At 75.3% G+C, this 16199-nt stretch carries 18 protein-coding genes; 12 read left to right on the top strand and 6 right to left on the bottom strand.

The window, feature by feature from the left end; all coding sequences use genetic code 11:
- Window positions 1-119: 119 nt before the first annotated feature.
- Entirely contained in the window at window positions 120-728 is a 609-nt protein-coding gene (locus tag GCU67_RS08660; protein WP_163610701.1) for a response regulator, read from the top strand.
- A 73-nt stretch (window positions 729-801) separates the two neighbouring features.
- On the opposite strand, the gene GCU67_RS08655 is transcribed toward GCU67_RS08660, so the two are convergent.
- The gene (locus tag GCU67_RS08655) at window positions 802-1314 is read right to left on the bottom strand and encodes a type II toxin-antitoxin system VapB family antitoxin (protein WP_460695221.1); all 513 of its coding nucleotides are present in this window, start codon (window positions 1312-1314) and stop codon (window positions 802-804) included.
- Window positions 1315-1368: 54 nt separating this feature from the next.
- On the opposite strand from GCU67_RS08655, the gene hrcA reads away from it, so the two are divergent.
- The 3 genes from hrcA to GCU67_RS08640 are packed head-to-tail and all read left to right on the top strand — an operon-like array spanning window position 1369 to window position 4305.
- A complete protein-coding gene (gene hrcA, locus GCU67_RS08650) occupies window positions 1369-2391 on the top strand; it encodes a heat-inducible transcriptional repressor HrcA (protein WP_163610700.1) in 1023 nt (340 codons plus the stop codon).
- A 16-nt stretch (window positions 2392-2407) separates the two neighbouring features.
- Entirely contained in the window at window positions 2408-3550 is a 1143-nt protein-coding gene (gene dnaJ / locus GCU67_RS08645) for a molecular chaperone DnaJ (protein ID WP_163610699.1), read from the top strand.
- A complete protein-coding gene (locus GCU67_RS08640) occupies window positions 3547-4305 on the top strand; it encodes a 16S rRNA (uracil(1498)-N(3))-methyltransferase (RefSeq protein ID WP_163610698.1) in 759 nt (252 codons plus the stop codon). The genes dnaJ and GCU67_RS08640 overlap by 4 nt, the downstream gene beginning before the upstream one ends.
- A gap of 189 nt (window positions 4306-4494) precedes the next feature.
- Here the strand turns inward: GCU67_RS08640 and GCU67_RS08635 are convergent, their stop codons facing one another.
- The 4 genes from GCU67_RS08635 to GCU67_RS08620 form a co-directional block, all read right to left on the bottom strand.
- Entirely contained in the window at window positions 4495-6108 is a 1614-nt protein-coding gene (locus tag GCU67_RS08635; protein ID WP_163610697.1) for a PhnE/PtxC family ABC transporter permease, read from the bottom strand.
- On the bottom strand, window positions 6105-6782 hold the full coding sequence (locus tag GCU67_RS08630; protein WP_246214830.1) for a phosphonate ABC transporter ATP-binding protein: 678 nt from the start codon (window positions 6780-6782) through the stop codon (window positions 6105-6107). The genes GCU67_RS08635 and GCU67_RS08630 overlap by 4 nt, the downstream gene beginning before the upstream one ends.
- 53 nt (window positions 6783-6835) lie before the next feature.
- A complete protein-coding gene (locus tag GCU67_RS08625; RefSeq protein ID WP_163610696.1) occupies window positions 6836-7789 on the bottom strand; it encodes a putative selenate ABC transporter substrate-binding protein in 954 nt (317 codons plus the stop codon).
- A gap of 109 nt (window positions 7790-7898) precedes the next feature.
- On the bottom strand, window positions 7899-8747 hold the full coding sequence (locus GCU67_RS08620; protein WP_163610695.1) for a helix-turn-helix transcriptional regulator: 849 nt from the start codon (window positions 8745-8747) through the stop codon (window positions 7899-7901).
- A gap of 101 nt (window positions 8748-8848) precedes the next feature.
- On the opposite strand from GCU67_RS08620, the gene GCU67_RS08615 reads away from it, so the two are divergent.
- The 8 genes from GCU67_RS08615 (at window position 8849) to GCU67_RS08580 (ending at window position 15538) form a co-directional block, all read left to right on the top strand.
- A complete protein-coding gene (locus GCU67_RS08615) occupies window positions 8849-9625 on the top strand; it encodes an SDR family NAD(P)-dependent oxidoreductase (RefSeq protein ID WP_163610694.1) in 777 nt (258 codons plus the stop codon).
- Window positions 9626-9691: 66 nt separating this feature from the next.
- Window positions 9692-10063 carry an HIT domain-containing protein gene (locus GCU67_RS08610; protein ID WP_163610693.1) on the top strand — a complete coding sequence of 124 codons (372 nt, stop codon included), beginning with the start codon at window positions 9692-9694 and terminating at the stop codon, window positions 10061-10063.
- A gap of 110 nt (window positions 10064-10173) precedes the next feature.
- Window positions 10174-11307, top strand: coding sequence for a PhoH family protein (locus GCU67_RS08605; protein WP_246214814.1), 1134 nt, complete (start codon window positions 10174-10176; stop codon window positions 11305-11307).
- Window positions 11308-11312: 5 nt separating this feature from the next.
- Entirely contained in the window at window positions 11313-11810 is a 498-nt protein-coding gene (ybeY, locus tag GCU67_RS08600) for an rRNA maturation RNase YbeY (protein WP_163610692.1), read from the top strand.
- Entirely contained in the window at window positions 11807-13144 is a 1338-nt protein-coding gene (locus GCU67_RS08595) for a hemolysin family protein (RefSeq protein WP_163610691.1), read from the top strand. The genes ybeY and GCU67_RS08595 overlap by 4 nt, the downstream gene beginning before the upstream one ends.
- Before the next feature lie 62 nt (window positions 13145-13206).
- A complete protein-coding gene (locus GCU67_RS08590) occupies window positions 13207-13539 on the top strand; it encodes a cytidine deaminase (protein WP_163610690.1) in 333 nt (110 codons plus the stop codon).
- 227 nt (window positions 13540-13766) lie between these two features.
- On the top strand, window positions 13767-14885 hold the full coding sequence (locus GCU67_RS22745; RefSeq protein ID WP_163610689.1) for a histidine kinase: 1119 nt from the start codon (window positions 13767-13769) through the stop codon (window positions 14883-14885).
- Window positions 14882-15538 carry a response regulator gene (locus tag GCU67_RS08580; RefSeq protein WP_163610688.1) on the top strand — a complete coding sequence of 219 codons (657 nt, stop codon included), beginning with the start codon at window positions 14882-14884 and terminating at the stop codon, window positions 15536-15538. Before GCU67_RS22745 ends, GCU67_RS08580 begins: the two co-directional genes overlap by 4 nt.
- Window positions 15539-15560: 22 nt before the next feature.
- On the opposite strand, the gene GCU67_RS08575 is transcribed toward GCU67_RS08580, so the two are convergent.
- Entirely contained in the window at window positions 15561-16157 is a 597-nt protein-coding gene (locus tag GCU67_RS08575) for a hypothetical protein (RefSeq protein WP_163610687.1), read from the bottom strand.
- Between the last annotated feature and the right edge of the window lie 42 nt (window positions 16158-16199).

Genomic DNA, 16199 nt, shown 5'->3' with positions numbered 1-16199 from the left:
CGATCCGGGTGCCGCTGAGGTCTGCGACCGTGCACGCGTGACGATCCGCGTGCCGCTGACGTCCGGGACCGTGGACGCATGACGATCCGGGTGTCGCTGACGTCGGGGACCGTGGACGCGTGACGATCCGGGTGCTGTTGGCCGAGGACCAGACCCTGGTGCGCGGGGCGCTGCGGGCGCTGCTGGAGCTCGAGCCCGACATCGAGGTGGTGGCCGAGGTCGGCCGGGGCGACCTGGTGCTGGCCGCGGCGCACGAGCACCGGCCCGACGTCGCGCTGCTGGACATCGAGATGCCCGGGCAGGACGGCATCGAGGCCGCCCGCGAGCTGGCCGCGCAGCTGCCGGGCGTGCGGGCCGTCGTCCTCACCACCTTCGGCCGCCCGGGGTTCCTGCGCCGGGCGATGGAGGTCGGCGCGGCCGGCTTCCTGGTCAAGGACGCACCCGTGGCCGAGCTCGCGCGGGCGATCCGGGCGGTGGTGGCCGGGGAGCGGGTGATCGACCGCGACCTGGCCGCCGCCGCGCTGGCACTGGGGGCGACCCCGCTGTCGGGCCGGGAGGCCGACGTCCTGCGCGCCGCCGCCGACGGCGCGACGGTCGCCGACATCGCCGGGCGGCTGTTCCTCTCCGAGGGGACGGTGCGCAACTACCTGTCCGCCGCGATCGGCAAGACCGGCGCCCGCACCCGGGTGGAGGCCGCCCGGGTCGCCGCGGACAAGGGCTGGCTTTGAGGAAGGACCCTCTCGCCCCCCGCTCCTCGCTGCGCTCGCGGTGGGCCCCTGCGAGAGGGCCGAGCCGGGGGCGTCAGGGGGCGTCGGCGGTGGTGTCCTGGTCGGCGGGCATGAGCGCGTCGAGGTCGAGCACCCGCACGTGGATGACGTTGCGCTGCTGCAGGGCCGCGCGCAGCGCCCGGTGGACGCCGTCCTCGAGGTAGGTCTCGCCGTGCCACTGCACCGCGTGCGGGAACAGGTCGCCGTAGAAGGTCGAGTCGTCGGCCAGCAGCGCGTCGAGGGCCAGCTCGCGCTTGGTGGTGACCAGGGTGTCCAGCCGGATCTGGCGCGGCGGGATCATCGCCCAGTCCTTGGTCGAGAAGTTGTGGTCGGGGTAGGGGCGTCCGTCCCGAACCGCCTTGAAGATCAGGGCTGAGCCTCCCGCTCCCCGGGCCCCTGCTGCTGGAGGGCCCGTCGACTGCGAATCACAGTAGTGTGATTCGCCGCGCGGCCGCCGGGGCCCTCTTGCGGGACCGATCCCATCCCGGGCGGGCTCGTCACCTCGTGAGCCGGACGACGGTCGGGCCGGGCCGCCGTATGCTGGCACTCGGACCGCTGGAGTGCCAGAGCGGCCCGTCGACCGGTACGGGAGGTGTCAGCCGTGGCGCACGACGACCGCCGCCTGCGCGTCCTCCGGGCGATCGTCCAGGACTACGTCTCCACCAACGACCCGGTGGGGAGCAAGGCCCTGGCCGCCCGGTACGACCTGGGCGTCTCACCAGCCACCATCCGCAACGACATGGCGGTGCTGGAGGAGGAGGGGTACATCACTCAGCCGCACACCAGCGCCGGCCGGGTGCCCACCGACAAGGGCTACCGCTTCTTCGTCGACCGGCTCAGCACGGTCAAGCCGCTGTCGGCCGCCGAGCGCACCGCGATCGAGAAGTTCCTCGACGGCGCCGTCGACCTGCACGACGTCCTCGGCCGCAGCGTCCGGCTGCTGGCCCAGCTGACCCGCCAGGTCGCTGTCGTCCAGTACCCGACGCTGTCGCGCAGCGCCGTCCGGCACCTGGAGCTGGTGCCGCTGTCGACGTCCCGGCTGCTGATGGTGCTCATCACCGACACCGGCCGGGTCGAGCAGCGCGTGGTGGAGGTGCCGGTCGACACCGAGGCCGAGACCGTCGCCGAGCTGCGCACCCTGCTCAACGCCACCTTCACCGGCGCGAAGCTCGCCGAGGCCAGCGACAAGGCCCCCGGCCTGGTCGAGGGCGCCCCGCTGCACCTGCGCCCGCTGGTCGCAGCGGTCAGCGCCACCCTGCTGGAGACCCTCGTCGAGCCCTCGGAGGACCGGCTGGTCATCGGCGGCACGGCGAACCTGGCGCAGGGCAGCGCGCTGGACTTCCCGGGCACCGTCCGGCCGTTGCTGGAGGCGCTGGAAGAACAGGTGGTGGTCCTGCGGTTGATGGCCGAGGTGGACTCCAGTGCGGTGATCGTGAGCATCGGCGAGGAGAACCAGCACGAGGCGCTGACCGGCGCCTCGTTCGTGTCCGTCGGGTACGGCTCGGGCGACGAGGCCCTCGGCGGCCTCGGCGTCGTCGGCCCCACCCGGATGGACTACGCAGGGAACATGGCCGCGGTACGAGCCGTGGCCCGCTACGTCGGCCACCTGCTGGCCGAGAGCTGAGGACTGAGAACTCTCTATGGCAACCGACTACTACGGCGTCCTGGGCCTCAAGCAGGGGGCCAGCGACTCCGAGATCAAGCGCGCCTACCGCAAGATGGCCCGCGACCTGCACCCCGACGTCAACCCCGACGACAGCGCCAAGGAGCGGTTCCAGCAGGTCAGCCGGGCCTACGAGGCGCTGACCGACCCGGAGAAGCGGCGCATCGTCGACCTCGGCGGTGACCCCTTCGACACCGGCGGCGGCCGCGGTGGCGGCAACCCGTTCGGCAACGCCGCGGGCTTCGGTGGTCTCGGCGACATCATGGACGCCTTCTTCGGTGGCCAGGGCGGTGGCCGCGGGCCGCGCAGCCGCACCCGCGAGGGCGAGGACGCCCTGATCCGGGTCGACCTCGACCTCGACGAGACGGTCTTCGGGACGACGACGGAGATCACCGTCGACACCGCCGTCCTCTGCGACGTGTGCACCGGCGCCGGCACCGCGCCCGGCACCCACCCGGAGACCTGCAGCACCTGCAACGGCCGCGGCGAGGTGCAGAGCGTGCAGCGCTCCTTCCTCGGCCAGGTCATCGCCAGCCGCCCCTGCCCCACGTGCCAGGCCACCGGCCAGGTCATCCCCAGCCCGTGCGGCCAGTGCGGCGGCGACGGCCGGGTCCGCGCCCGCCGCGACATCCCGGTGAAGATCCCCGCCGGCGTCGAGGACGGCATGCGCATCCGGCTGGCCGGCTACGGCGAGGTCGGCCCGGGCGGTGGCCCCGCCGGCGACCTCTACGTCGAGGTGCACGAGCGCCCGCACGACGTGTTCACGCGCGACGGGGAGGACCTGCACTGCCGGGTCACCCTGCCGATGACCGCGGCGGCGCTGGGCACCTCGCTGAAGCTGGAGACGCTCGAGGGCGCCGAGGACCTCGACATCCGGCCGGGCACCCAGTCCGGCAGCGTGCTCACCCTGCGGGCGCACGGCGCCCCGCGGCTGCGCGGGACCGGCCGGGGCAACCTGCTCGTGCACCTGGACGTGCAGACCCCGACCCGGCTCGACGACCGCCAGTCCGAGCTGCTGCGCGAGCTCGCCGCGCTGCGCAACGAGGACCTCACCCAGGGCACCGAGGCCAACCACGGCGGGCTGTTCTCCCGGGTGCGCGACGCGTTCAACGGCCGATGAGCGAGGCCGGGCCGGCTCCTGAGGCCGACGGCGCCCCGCTCTTCCTGCTCGAGGAGGTGCCCGCCGGCGACGTGCTGACCGTCGCCGGCGCCGAGGGCCGGCACGCCGTCGACGTGCTGCGGCTGGGCGCCGGTGAGCGGGTGCGGGTCTCCGACGGCCGCGGGCTGCTGGTCGAGGGCTCGGTGCTCGCCGCCGAGGGCTCGACGCTGCAGGTGCACGTGCTCGCCCGGCACGACGTCCCCGCGCCCGAGCCGGAGTTCGTGCTCGTGCAGGCGCTGCCCAAGGGCGACCACGGGCCGCTGGCGGTCGACCTGGCCACCGAGCTGGGCGTCGACCGGATCGTGCCGTGGACGGCGGCCCGCTGCGTGACGAAGTGGCGCGACGACCGCATCGACAAGGGCCTGGCCAAGTGGCGCTCGGCGGCCCGGGCGGCGAGCAAGCAGGCCCGCCGTCCGCGGGTGCCCGAGGTGACGGCACCGATGAGCACCCGGCAGGTCATCGGCCTGCTCGGCGACGTCGACCTGACCCTGGTGCTGCACGAGCAGGCCCGTCGTCCGCTGGCCCAGGTCGACGTCCCGGCCAGCGGCACCGTCGCGGTGATCGTGGGCCCCGAGGGCGGCATCACCGACGGCGAGGTGGTCGCCTTCCGCGCGGCCGGCGCGCACTCGGTGCGGCTCGGCCCCGAGGTCCTGCGCACGTCCACGGCCGGCGCGGCCGCCCTCGCCGCGCTCAGCGCCCGCACCCGCTGGGCGTGAGCCGCCCGGTCGAGTGAGCAGTTGCGGTCGCCGACCCGCACCGGCACGCCGGTCCTGGGAGCAGCAACTGACCACTCGGCCGCCGGTCGGCCACCCGCGCCGTTGATCATGGGCGTCGTGCCGGGGACACGCCGGGCTGCGGTGTGTCGAGGAGCAGGACGCCCATGATCAACAGGGGGTGGCCAAGGGTCAGCGCAGGGCGGCGCGGGCGCGGGCGCTGACCAGGTCGACCGCCGTGGTCAGCACGATCAGCGCGACCAGCACGGTGGTCACCGCGCCCCAGTCGAACACCGCCAGCCGCGAGGCCAGCAGCGCCCCGAGCCCGCCGGCGCCGAGCAGCCCGACCAGCACGGTGTCCCGGATGGCCACCTCCCAGCGGTAGAGCGCGTAGGCCAGCACGGGCCCGGTCGCGGCCGGCAGCGCCCCGTACAGCCACCCCGCCACCGGCCCGGCGCCCAGTGCGGTGAGCGCCGCCCGGGGCCGCGGGTCGAGCTCCTCGGTGGCCTCCGCGGCCAGCCGGCCCAGGACGCCGAGGGTGTAGACGCCCAGCGCCAGCGCGCCCGGCAGGATCCCGGGCAGCAGCACGAACAGCAGCACCAGCGCCCACACCGGCGGCGGGACGGCGCGCAGCACCAGCAGCGCCGCCCGGACGACGGCTCCGGTCAGCCGCCGCGCGACCGTGGGCCGGACCGGGTGCGCGGCCACCCCGGCCAGCAGCACCGCCCCGACGGTGGCCACGGCGATCGCGATGACCGACATCTGCACGGTGTCCACGGCCGCCGAGGCCACGGCCGACAGCAGCGGGCCGTCGACGTCCGGCGGCCAGGCGGCGGCGAGCACGTAGCGCAGCTGGTCGCCGGTGCGGTCGGAGACCAGCGTCGCCGGGGAGACCGCCAGGTACCACCACGACCACGCCACGGCGGCCAGCGTGGTGAGCACGGCGGTGGTCAGCAGCGGGTCGCGGCGCAGCCGGTCGCCGGCCGGGCGGGGGTCGGCCACCCGCCGGCGCACCGCCCGCCCGGCGACCACGGCCAGCACGCACAGCACCGACAGCGCGTAGACGCACGACCACACCTCGGGCCAGCGCAGAGAGCTGAACGACAGCGACAGCTGGTAGCCCAGCCCGCCGGCGCCGATGAGGCCCAGCACGACCGCGGACCGGACGGCGCACTCCAGCCGGTAGAACGAGTAGGACAGCAGGCCGCCCGACGCCGCGGGGAGCAGCCCGTACAGCGCGGCGGGGACGGGTCCGGCGCCGGTGGCGCGCAGCGCGTCGTACGGGCCGCGGGGCACCTCGTCGAGCAGGTCGGCGAACACCTTGGCGGTGACCGCGCCGTAGGGGACGCCGATGGCCAGCACGCCCACCCACGGGTCCAGCCCGAGCAGGTTGACCAGCAGCAGCCCCCACACCGCCTCGTGCAGCCCGCGCGGGACGGCGAGCGCGCCCCGGGCCAGCGCCCAGCCCAGCCGACGCCGTCCCCAGGTGGTGCGGGCGACCGCCACCGCACCGACCGCGCCCAGCCCGACCGCCAGCGCGGCACCGAGGGCGGCGTAGGCGACGGTGATGAGCACCGAGGACGCGAGCACGCCGAGGAACGCGCCGTCGGTGGCGGGGGAGAGGGCGGCCGCGGCGAACCGGCCGAACTGCCGGGTGCCGGCGCCGTTGACCACCGCCCCGGAGAACAGCCCGGCCCCGGCCAGCGACCAGCCGAGGACGACGAGCGTGCCCAGCCCCCACGCCCAGCGCACGCCGTCCCGCCGGAGCACGGCCGGGGCCGCGACGGGCGTGAGCACCGCGGTCATCGGGGCGCGCCGTAGAAGGCGCTCAGGTCGGCGAGCGACAGGCCGGCGGCGGGGGAGTCGAGCACCACCCGCCCGGCGGCCAGCCCGACCACCCGGGTGCAGTGCCGCAGCGCCAGAGCCGGGTCGTGCAGCGAGGCCACCAGGGTGCTGCCGGTGCCGGCGAGCAGGGTCATCGTGCGGTCGGCGAGCACGGGGTCCAGCGCGGAGGCCGGCTCGTCGGCGAGCACCAGCTCGGGCCGCTGCACCAGCACCCGGGCCACGGCGACCCGCTGCCGCTGCCCGCCCGACAGCCGGTCGGTGCGCTCCCAGACCCGGTCGGCCAGCTCCAGCTCGGTCAGCGCGGCCAGCACCTCGGGCAGCCATTGCGGGCGCAGCAGCGACCACGCGGCCCGCCACGCCGGCCAGGCCGCCAGCCGCCCGGCGTTGACGTTGTGCACCACCCGCAGCTGCCCGACCAGCTCCAGGTGCTGGTGCACGGTGCCCACCCGGGCGCGCAGCTGCCGCAGCGCGCGGCCGGACAGCGCACCCGGGTCGGCGCCGAGCACCTCGACCGTGCCCGCGGTGGCCGGCACCGAGCCGTTGGCCACCGCGAGCAGTATCGACTTGCCGGCGCCCGACGCCCCGACCACGGCCACCCGCTCGCCGGCGTCCACGGTGAGGTCGACGCCCTCCAGCGCGGTGGTGGTGCCGTGGGTGACCGAGACGCCGTGCAGCCGGAGGACGGCGGTCAGCTGACCAGTCCCAGGGAGCGGCCGATCTGCTCGATCTGGGCGTAGTTGCCGGCCTCGGTCGGGACGAAGCCGTCGGCGCCGAACAGCTCGAGCACCGGGTCGCCGGCGGGCAGGCCGGTGAACCACTCGGTGAGCCGGGGGGCGAGGTCGGCGCCCAGCCGCTGGGTCGCCTGCGGGCCCAGCAGCCAGTGGTAGTCGTGGAAGGCCGGCGTCCGGGCGTACTGCACCACCGCGGGGTCGACCGTGCCGGCCGCCGTCCGGCTTCCCCACACCTGCTCGTTGAGCACGCCGGCCTGGTAGCTGCCCGCGGCCACCAGCGCCAGCGTGGCGTCGTGCGAGCCGGAGAACCCCGGGCCGCCCGGGAAGCCCTGCGGGTCCACGCCCTGCTCGCGCAGGAAGAACGCGGGCATCAGCCGGCCCGACGTCGAGGTCTCGCTGCCGTAGGTGAAGCGCAGCGGCGCCAGCGGGGTCAGGTCGTCGGCCGGGGCCAGCCCGGTGGCTGTGTTGACCACGAAGACCGAGTGGAAGTCCTGGTCGATGTCGCGCTGGGCGACCGGCTGCGCGCCGGGGGTCTGCAGCCGGGCCTGCACGCCGGTCAGCCCGCCGAACCAGACCAGGTCCAGGTCGCCGGTGCGGAAGAGGGAGACCGCGGCGCCGTAGTCGGTCACCGGTGAGTAGCTGACGTCGAGGTCCAGCGCGGCGGACATCGAGTCCGCGACCGTGCCGTACAGGCGCTGGAGGACCTCGGGGTCCTGGTCGGGGATGGCGCCGAGCCGCAGGGCGCCCCGGCCGGAGGAGGGTGCTGCCCCCGGGGACGACACGGGAGAGGTGCGGCCGCAGGCGGCGAGCGCGGCGGCCGCGGCGGTGGCCGCGGTGGCGGTGAGGAACCCGCGACGCGAGAGCTGTGCTTCGACTCGACCACCCGACCGGACGGCGCGACGGGTGCTCACTACGTCCTCGCGATGGGCTGCAGAGCGGGCATGACGGGACCTCCGGAGGACGGCGGGAGCGGACGGCGCCCATCGTCGTCCACGCCGTCCGCCCGGTCGGCCCCGACCCTCAGCCGGCCGGCGCGGGGGCGGTCGCACCCCAGCTGGCCAGCAGGGGCAGCTGCCGGGCGGTCAGGGAGCCCGGCTCGGCGGTGTAGACGATCAGCCGCTGGTCCAGGTCGTGCGGTGCGGAGACCAGCTCGATGTCGAAGGACAGCGGCCCGGCGACCGGGTGCTGGATCCGCTTGGGCACCGACGCGTAGTCGCGCACCCCCTGGTCGTCCCACCAGCGGGCGACGTCGGGGTCGGCCGCACGGAGGTCCTCGATCAGCGCGTGCAGCCGGACGTCGTCGGGGTGGCGGGCGGCGTCCCGGCGGAGCGCGCCCACCGACGCCATCGCGAACTGCGCCCAGTTGACGATCCGCTCGCGGGCCAGCGGGTCCAGGAACAGCCAGCGCAGCAGCGACGACCCGGGGTCGAACGCGTGCCCGAGGACGGCGGTCAGGAGTGCGTTGCTGGCGAGCACCTCGCCCCGCTGGCCCAGGACCAGCGCCGGCAGGTGGTCGAGGCCGGTCATCAGCCGCAGCAGCCCCGGATCGGCCCGCTGCGGGACCGAGGCGGTGGCCCGGCGGCGCCGGGTGGGGGCGGCGAGGTCGCGCAGATGGGCGTGCTCGACCTCGTCCAGCCGCAGCGCGCGGGCCAGCGCGTCGAGCACCTCGTCGGAGACGTTGGCCTGCCGGCCCTGCTCCAGCCGCGAGTAGTAGTCCGGGCTCAGCCCCGCGAGCACCGCGAGTTCCTCCTTGCGCAGCCCCGGGACCCGCCGCGCCCCGGGGAAGGCCGCCATGCCGGCCTGCGCCGGGCTCAGCCGGTCGCGGCGGGAGCGCAGGAAGGCACCCAGGGCGGCGCGGTCGGTCGGCATGCACCCACGGTAGGGCGAGGACGGCGCGTCCTGGCTGGTCACGCCGTGCCCAGGCTGACCCGGACCTGGCCCCGGCCCCGCCCGACCGGTCGAGTGGGGACATGACCTCTCCCGCTCCTGCCGGCCGCCTGGCCGGCCGCACCGCACTCGTCACCGGCTCCACCAGCGGCATCGGTGCCGCCACCGCCCACCTGCTCGCCGCCGAGGGCGCGACCGTCGCGGTCAGTGGCCGCGACGCCACCCGCGGCGGGGCCGTCGTCGCCGCGATCACCGCCGCCGGTGGCCGGGCCACCTTCGTGCCGGCCGACCTCGGCGGCTCCTACGCCGACCTGCGCGCGTTCGCCGCGGCGGCGACCGCAGCGCTCGGCGGCCGGGTGGACGTCCTGGTCAACAACGCCGGCATCTACCCGGTGACCGCCACCGCCGACCTGCCCGACGCCGACCTGGACGCGATGCTCGCGGTCAACGTGCGGGCCCCGCACGTGCTCGTCGGCGAGCTCGCCCCCGCGATGGTCGAGCGGGGGAGCGGCGTCGTCGTGACCATCGGCTCCTGGATGGCCTCGGTCGGCAGCCCGTTCGGCGCGATGTACACCGCCACCAAGGCCGCCGCCGAGCAGCTGACCCGGGCGTGGGCGGCGGAGTTCGGGCCCCGCGGTGTGCGGGTCAACACCGTCGCCCCCGGGGTCACGCTGACCCCGGGCAACGAGGCGGCCCGCGCCGTCCTGGACGCGATGACCGCCACGACACCGGCAGGCGTCGTCGTCCGGCCCGAGGACGTCGCCCGCGGCGTGCTCTACCTGGCCTCCGACGACGCGGCGATGGTGCACGGCACCACGCTCTACGTCGACGGCGGGATCTCCTCGACGAAGCTGGCCTGACGCGCGCGGGCCGGCCACCGCACCGGCGGCCGGCCCGCGTCCGGCACCGCCACTAGGGTCACGGCCATGACCGAGGCCGCGCCCGACTGCGTGTTCTGCCGGATGGTGGCCGGGGAGATCACCCCGGACGTCGTCGCCGAGACCGCCACGACGCTGGCGTTCCGGGACCTCGATCCGCAGGCGCCCACGCACGTGCTGGTGGTGCCCAAGACCCACCACGCGACGATCGGTGCCCTCGCTGCCGCCGACCCGGTGCTGGCCGCCGAGCTGCTCGCCGCCGCCCAGGCGGTCGCCGTGCAGGAGGGGCTGGCCACCGAGGCGGGCCCCGAGCCCGGCTGGCGGCTGGTCGCCAACAGCGGCCCGGGCGCCGGCCAGACGGTCCACCACGTGCACCTGCACGTGCTCGGCGGCCGCGGCCTGGGCTGGCCGCCCGGCTGACCCGGCGGGCCCGGGGTGACCCGGTCGCGGCGAGCGGGGCGGGGAACGGCCGTCGGCGCGTAGACTCGCCCAGGTCACAGCCCCGTCACGGAAGGCAGGGTCGAGCGTTCTTGCCCGACACCTCACCAGGCACCCCGACCGGCAGCGCCTCTGCGCGTGAGCTCTCCGCTCGCGCTGCGGCGGTCTCCGAGGGTGCCGCGGACGATCAGGCCGTCTCGGCCGCCGTCCGCACCTCCATCACCGTCCCCGCCACCGTCTCCATGGTCGCGCTCCTCGGCTCCGGCGACGAGCACCTCCGGCTGGTCGAGAGCGAGCTCGCCGCCGACGTCCACGTCCGCGGCAACGAGATCGCGATCACCGGGCAGCCGGGTGACAACGCCTTCGCCGTCCGGGTCTTCGACGAGCTGATCGCACTGCTGGCCACCGGCCAGACGCTGCGCCCGGACTCGGTGCGCCGCGTCGTCGGCATGCTGCGTGCCGGTGGCGGCGAGCGGCCCGCGGAGGTGCTCAGCCTCGACATCATCAGCCGCCGGGGCCGCACCATCCGGCCCAAGACGCTGAACCAGAAGCACTACGTCGACGCCATCGACACCCACAGCGTGATCTTCGGGATCGGCCCGGCCGGCACCGGCAAGACCTACCTGGCGATGGCCAAGGCCGTGCAGGCGCTGCAGACCAAGCAGGTCAACCGGATCATCCTGACCCGCCCCGCGGTGGAGGCCGGCGAGCGGCTGGGCTTCCTGCCCGGCTCGCTGTCGGACAAGATCGACCCCTACCTGCGGCCGCTGTACGACGCGCTGCACGACATGGTCGACCCCGAGTCGATCCCGCGGCTGATGACCGCCGGCACCATCGAGGTCGCCCCGCTGGCCTACATGCGCGGCCGCACGCTCAACGACGCGTTCGTGATCCTCGACGAGGCGCAGAACACCACCGCCGAGCAGATGAAGATGTTCCTCACCCGGCTCGGGTTCGGCTCCAAGATGGTCGTCACCGGCGACGTCACCCAGGTCGACCTGCCCGGTGGCGCACAGAGCGGCCTGCGGGTGGTCCGCGACATCCTCGAGGGGATCGACGACGTCCACTTCGCCACCCTGACCAGCTCCGACGTCGTCCGGCACCGGCTGGTCGGCGACATCGTCGACGCCTACGAGCGCTGGGACGCCGCGAGCCAGCCCGCTCCCATGGGCCAGTCCCGCAACCCCGCCCGGCCCGCGCGCCCGGCCCGCCAGCAGGGGAGCTGATCGCCGTGCCCGTCGAGGTCGCGAACGAGTCCGAGATCCCCGTCGACGAGACCGCACTGGCCGGCGTCTGCCGCTACGTGCTCGACGCCATGGAGGTCAGCCCGCTCGCCGAGCTGTCCGTGCTGTGCGTCGACGTCGACTACATGGCCACGCTGCACGAGCGGTGGATGGGCGAGAAGGGCCCCACCGACGTGCTGGCCTTCCCGATGGACGACCTGGACACCAAGCGGCCCGACGACCCCGAACCGGGTCCGGCGCTGCTCGGTGACGTCGTGCTGTGCCCGGCCGTCGCCGTCCGGCAGGCCCGGGCGGCCGGCCACTCGATGGCCGACGAGCTCCTCCTGCTCGCCACCCACGGCGTGCTCCACCTGCTGGGCTACGACCACATGGAGCCCGACGAGGAGAAGGAGATGTTCGGCCTGCAGGGCAAGCTGCTCGAGGGCTGGCGCTCCGTCCCGCGGGAACCGGTGACCGGCGAACCCGTGGAGCCGGCCGACCGATGAGCCCGACAGCGATCGTCCTGCTGGTGATCGCGGTCCTCCTCGTGCTGGTCGCAGGCGTCTTCGGCGCGCTCGACGCCGCGCTGCAGCGGCTGTCGGTCGCGCGCGTGGAAGAGCTGCGGCGGGACGGCGCCAAGCGTGCCGGCCCCCTGCTGGCGGTGGTCGAGGAGCGGGCGCGGCACGTGGCGCTGCTCCTGCTGCTGCGGATCGTGTGCGAGATGACCGCCGCGGTGCTCGTCGCGGGGGTGTTCTTCCGGCTCTTCGACTCCGTGCCGCTCGGCGTCGCCGTGGCCGCCGCGGTCATGACGGTGGTCAGCTACGTGCTGGTCGGCGTCGGCCCGCGCACCGTCGGCCGGCAGCACGCCTACCCGATCGCGCTGGCCGCCGCCCCGCTGGTGCGGCTGCTCGGCCGCATGCTCGGGCCGATCGCCACGCTGCTGATCCTCATCGGCAACGCGATCACCCCCGGCAAGGGCTACCGCGACGGCCCGTTCAGCAGCGAGGTCGAGCTGCGCGAGCTGGTCGACATGGCCGAGGAGCGCGGCGTCGTCGAGTCCGGCGAGCGCAACATGATCCACGGCGTGTTCGAGCTCGGCGACACCATCGCCCGCGAGGTGATGGTGCCCCGGCCCGACGTGGTGTGGATCGAGCGCGGCAAGACCCTGCGCCAGGCGCTGGCGCTGTGCCTGCGCAGCGGGTTCAGCCGGCTGCCGGTCATCGGGGAGAACGTCGACGACATCATCGGCGTCGTCTTCCTCAAGGACCTCGTCCGCCGGTCGCAGGGCTCCTCGGACTCCCGGGTGAGCGAGCCGCGGGTCGAGGAGCTGATGCGCCGGGCGAGCTTCGTCCCGGAGTCCAAGCCGGTCGACGAGCTGCTGCGGGAGATGCAGGCCAGCCGCACGCACATGGCCGTCGTCGTCGACGAGTACGGCGGCTTCGCGGGCCTGGTCACCATCGAGGACATCCTCGAGGAGATCGTCGGCGAGATCGCCGACGAGCACGACGCCGTGCAGCGGCCGCCGATCGAGGAGCTCCCGGACGGCTCGGTGCGGATCACCGCCCGGCTGCCGGTCGAGGACCTCGCCGACCTGTTCAAGGTGCAGCTGCCCGAGGACGACGGCGTCGAGACCGTGGGCGGGCTGCTCGCCCGGGAGCTCGGCGTGGTGCCGATCGAGGGCTCCGAGGCCGAGGTCGGCGGGCTGCGGCTGGTCGCCGAGAGCACCGGCGGACGGCGCAACCAGATCGACACGATCCTCGTCGTCCGGGTGCCCGAGCCCGGCGAGGAGGCCGCCGAGCAGGCCGCCCGGGAGCCCGAGCACGCCGTCGTGGAAGGCTGACGGAGGACCCTCCCGCCCCCCACCTGCAGGAGGGCCGGACCGACGGACAGGAGAGTGACCCGGTGGCCGACCTGGACCCCGAGGACGCGAAGCTGGTCACGCTGGCCCGCTCCGCCCGGAGCCGCACCGGCGCGCCCGAGGGCGCCGCGGTGCGCGACACCGACGGCCGCACCTACCTCGCCGCGACCGTGACGCTGCCCTCGCTGCAGCTCTCCGCGCTGCAGGCGGCGGTCGCGGCCGCGGTCTCCAGCGGGGTCGAGGGGCTGGAGGCGGCCGCGGTGGTCTCCGCCGGCGATGCCGTCGAGCCGGCCGGGCTGGCTGCGGTCCACGACCTGGCGCCGTCCGCGCCGGTCCTGCTCGCCGGACCCGACGGCGTGCTGCGCACCCGGGCCTGAGTCCTGGTCCGACCGCGGCGCAGCGACGTCGATGTGTCGAAGGGTGTAGCGGGAGTACACCCTTCGGGGGCTGAGCTTTCGTCGTCGATGAGACAGGCTGGAGAGGTGACCAGGGACGAGAGCACGGCCGTGCTGCTGTCCCGGTCCGTCCCGGTGGGGACGCGCGCCCAGGGGGCGGCGTCCGCCGGTCCGGGCCCCGCGGACCTGCCGCCCGCCACCGGCCTCCGGTGACGCCGGCGGACGACGGGGTCCCCGACGTCCTCCTCGGCGACGCGCACGGGGGTGCCGCCGAGGAGGACCTCCGGGGGAGCGCGGCGGAGGACGCGGCGGTCGACGACGAGGTCGTCGCTGCGTTCCTCGCCGACGTCGCCCTGGTCTCGCCCCGGCTGGTGGACGACCCCGACCTCCGCGCGCTGCTGGCCGGCCGTGCGCTGGCCGTGCTGCACACCACCCGCGCCCGGCTGCGCGGCCAGGCCACGCCCGAACGCGCAGCCGACGTCGGCGCCGTCCGGGCGCGCAGCCACGTGCACCCGGCCGAGTCGCTGCGGGCGGCGAGCCTGCTGTTCCGGCACGCGCTGCCCCCGCTGCTGTCCCAGGCCGCGGGCCTGGCCACCGGTCCCCGGGCCGCCGAGCGGATCGCCGTCGTCCTGCACGAGGTCATCGACGCACTCGTCGTGCCCGCCGCCATCTCCTACGTCGACGTGCTGCTGTCCCGGATCAGCGACGCGAACCGCGACGAGCGCCGCCGGGTCGCCCGCGACCTGCACGACCACACCAGCCACGGCATCGGCGCGGCCATGCAGGGGCTGGACCTGGCCCTGCACCTGGTCGACACCGGCCGGCCGCTGGACCCCGACCGACTGCGCGCCACCCGCCAGCTGCTGCTGGACACCCTCAACGACGTCCGCAGCCTGGCCACCCGGCTGCGCGACGTGGTGGGCCACCGGACCCTGGCCCAGGCGCTGCAGGAGTACCTGGACTTCACCGTCCCGATCGGGCGCTCGGTGACGCTGACCGAGCAGGGTGAGGAGGCGGTCGAGCTGCCGTCCCACGTCAAGGAGGAGAGCTACCTGATCGTGCGCGAGGCCGTCCGCAACTCACTCCTCCACGCCCGCGGGGCGACCCGCCTGGACGTGACCCTGCGTATCGCCCGGGCCCAGCTGACCGCGGTGGTCGACGACGACGGCGCCGGCTTCGACCCGGCCACGGTCGACACCACCCGCACCGTGGGCCTGGCCTCGCTGGGCGAGCGCGCCCAGGGGCTGGGCGGCCGCGCCGTCCTGGACGCCGGGCCCGACGGGGTCACGATGACGCTGACCGTGCCGCTCACGGTGGCGCAGGCGTGACCGGCTCGGTGCGGCAGCTGAGCGTCGTCCTCGTCGACGACCACCGGCTGTTCCGGGAGAGCCTGGGCGCGCTGCTGTCGGTGCACGAGGGCATCGAGGTGGTGGCGGAGGGCTCCAACGGCGAGGAGGCCGTGCGGCTGGCCCGCCAGCACCGCCCCGACGTCGTGCTGCTGGACGTCGAGATGCCCGGCCAGTCGGTGCTCACCTCGCTGGTGGAGATCCGCGGGGCGTCGCCGACGACGAAGGTCGTCGTCCTCACCATGCACGAGAACACCCCGCTGGCCCGGCAGCTGCTGCTGCGCGGCGCCTCCGCCTACCTGATCAAGACCATCGGCCACCACGAGCTGGTCGCGGCGATCCGGGCCAGCACCGAGCACGAGCAGGACCTGGTCACCCTGTCGGTGTCCCGCAGCGGGCTGGCCGGGCTGACCTCGCCGGCCGCGCCGATGCTGTCCGACCGTGAGGTCGAGGTGCTGTCCCTGGTCGCCCGCGCCTGCTCCAACGCCGGGATCGCCACCGAGCTGCGGATCACCGAGGGCACCGTCAAGCGGCACCTCAGCAACATCAACAGCAAGCTCGGCTCGACGTCACGGCTGGACGCCGTCCGCCGGGCCACCCGGGCCCGGTTGCTGCCGCCCACGCTCGACGACTGAACCGCTGCCGGCAGCGGCGGTCCTAGCGGAGCGGGTGGCCGAGGGCGTCGGCGACGGCGGCCGGGTCGCGCACCCAGACGGTGAACGAGCGCGGGGTCTCCCCGTCGGTGTCCAGGTGGGCCACGCCGACCCGCTTCCGCCCCGGCCACCAGCCGCCCCGGCGGCGCGGCGTCGGCCACCCGGCCGGCGGTGACCCGAGCACCACCTCGGTGACCAGCACCAGCGGGACCACCCCGAAGGACGACGTCTGGCGCAGCCCGGCGATGTCGGTGGAGACCGCCCAGTCGCCGATGGTGAACCGCCCGGTGGAGACGACGAGGACCAGCAGGCCCAGGCCGACCGCGACCGGTGCCTCGGCGGCGGCCGCGGCGCCGCCGTCCCGCCAGCCTAGGAAGCCCAGCCAGACCGCGACGGCGAGCACGGTCAGCGCGATCACCACCGGGCCGGCGAGGTCGTACTGCCAGTAGCGCAGCGGGCGCGGCACCACCGTGACGTGCCGCTTGGGCCCGCGCCGGGCGAGGTAGCCGTAGCTGCCCATCTGGGTGCGGTGCTGCTCCCGGGCCCGCGCCGCCTGGACCGCCAGGGGCTCACCGTCGTTGCGTCGCGACCGGGGAGGCATGCCGACCATGATCGCAGGGCCACGCCGGCCCCTCCCGCGTGC

The sequence above is a fragment of the Modestobacter muralis genome (assembly GCF_010682105.1).
Lineage (GTDB): Bacteria > Actinomycetota > Actinomycetes > Mycobacteriales > Geodermatophilaceae > Modestobacter > Modestobacter muralis.
Note: the sequence above shows the minus strand (reverse complement) of the source record. Positions and strands in the feature narration are given on the sequence as shown.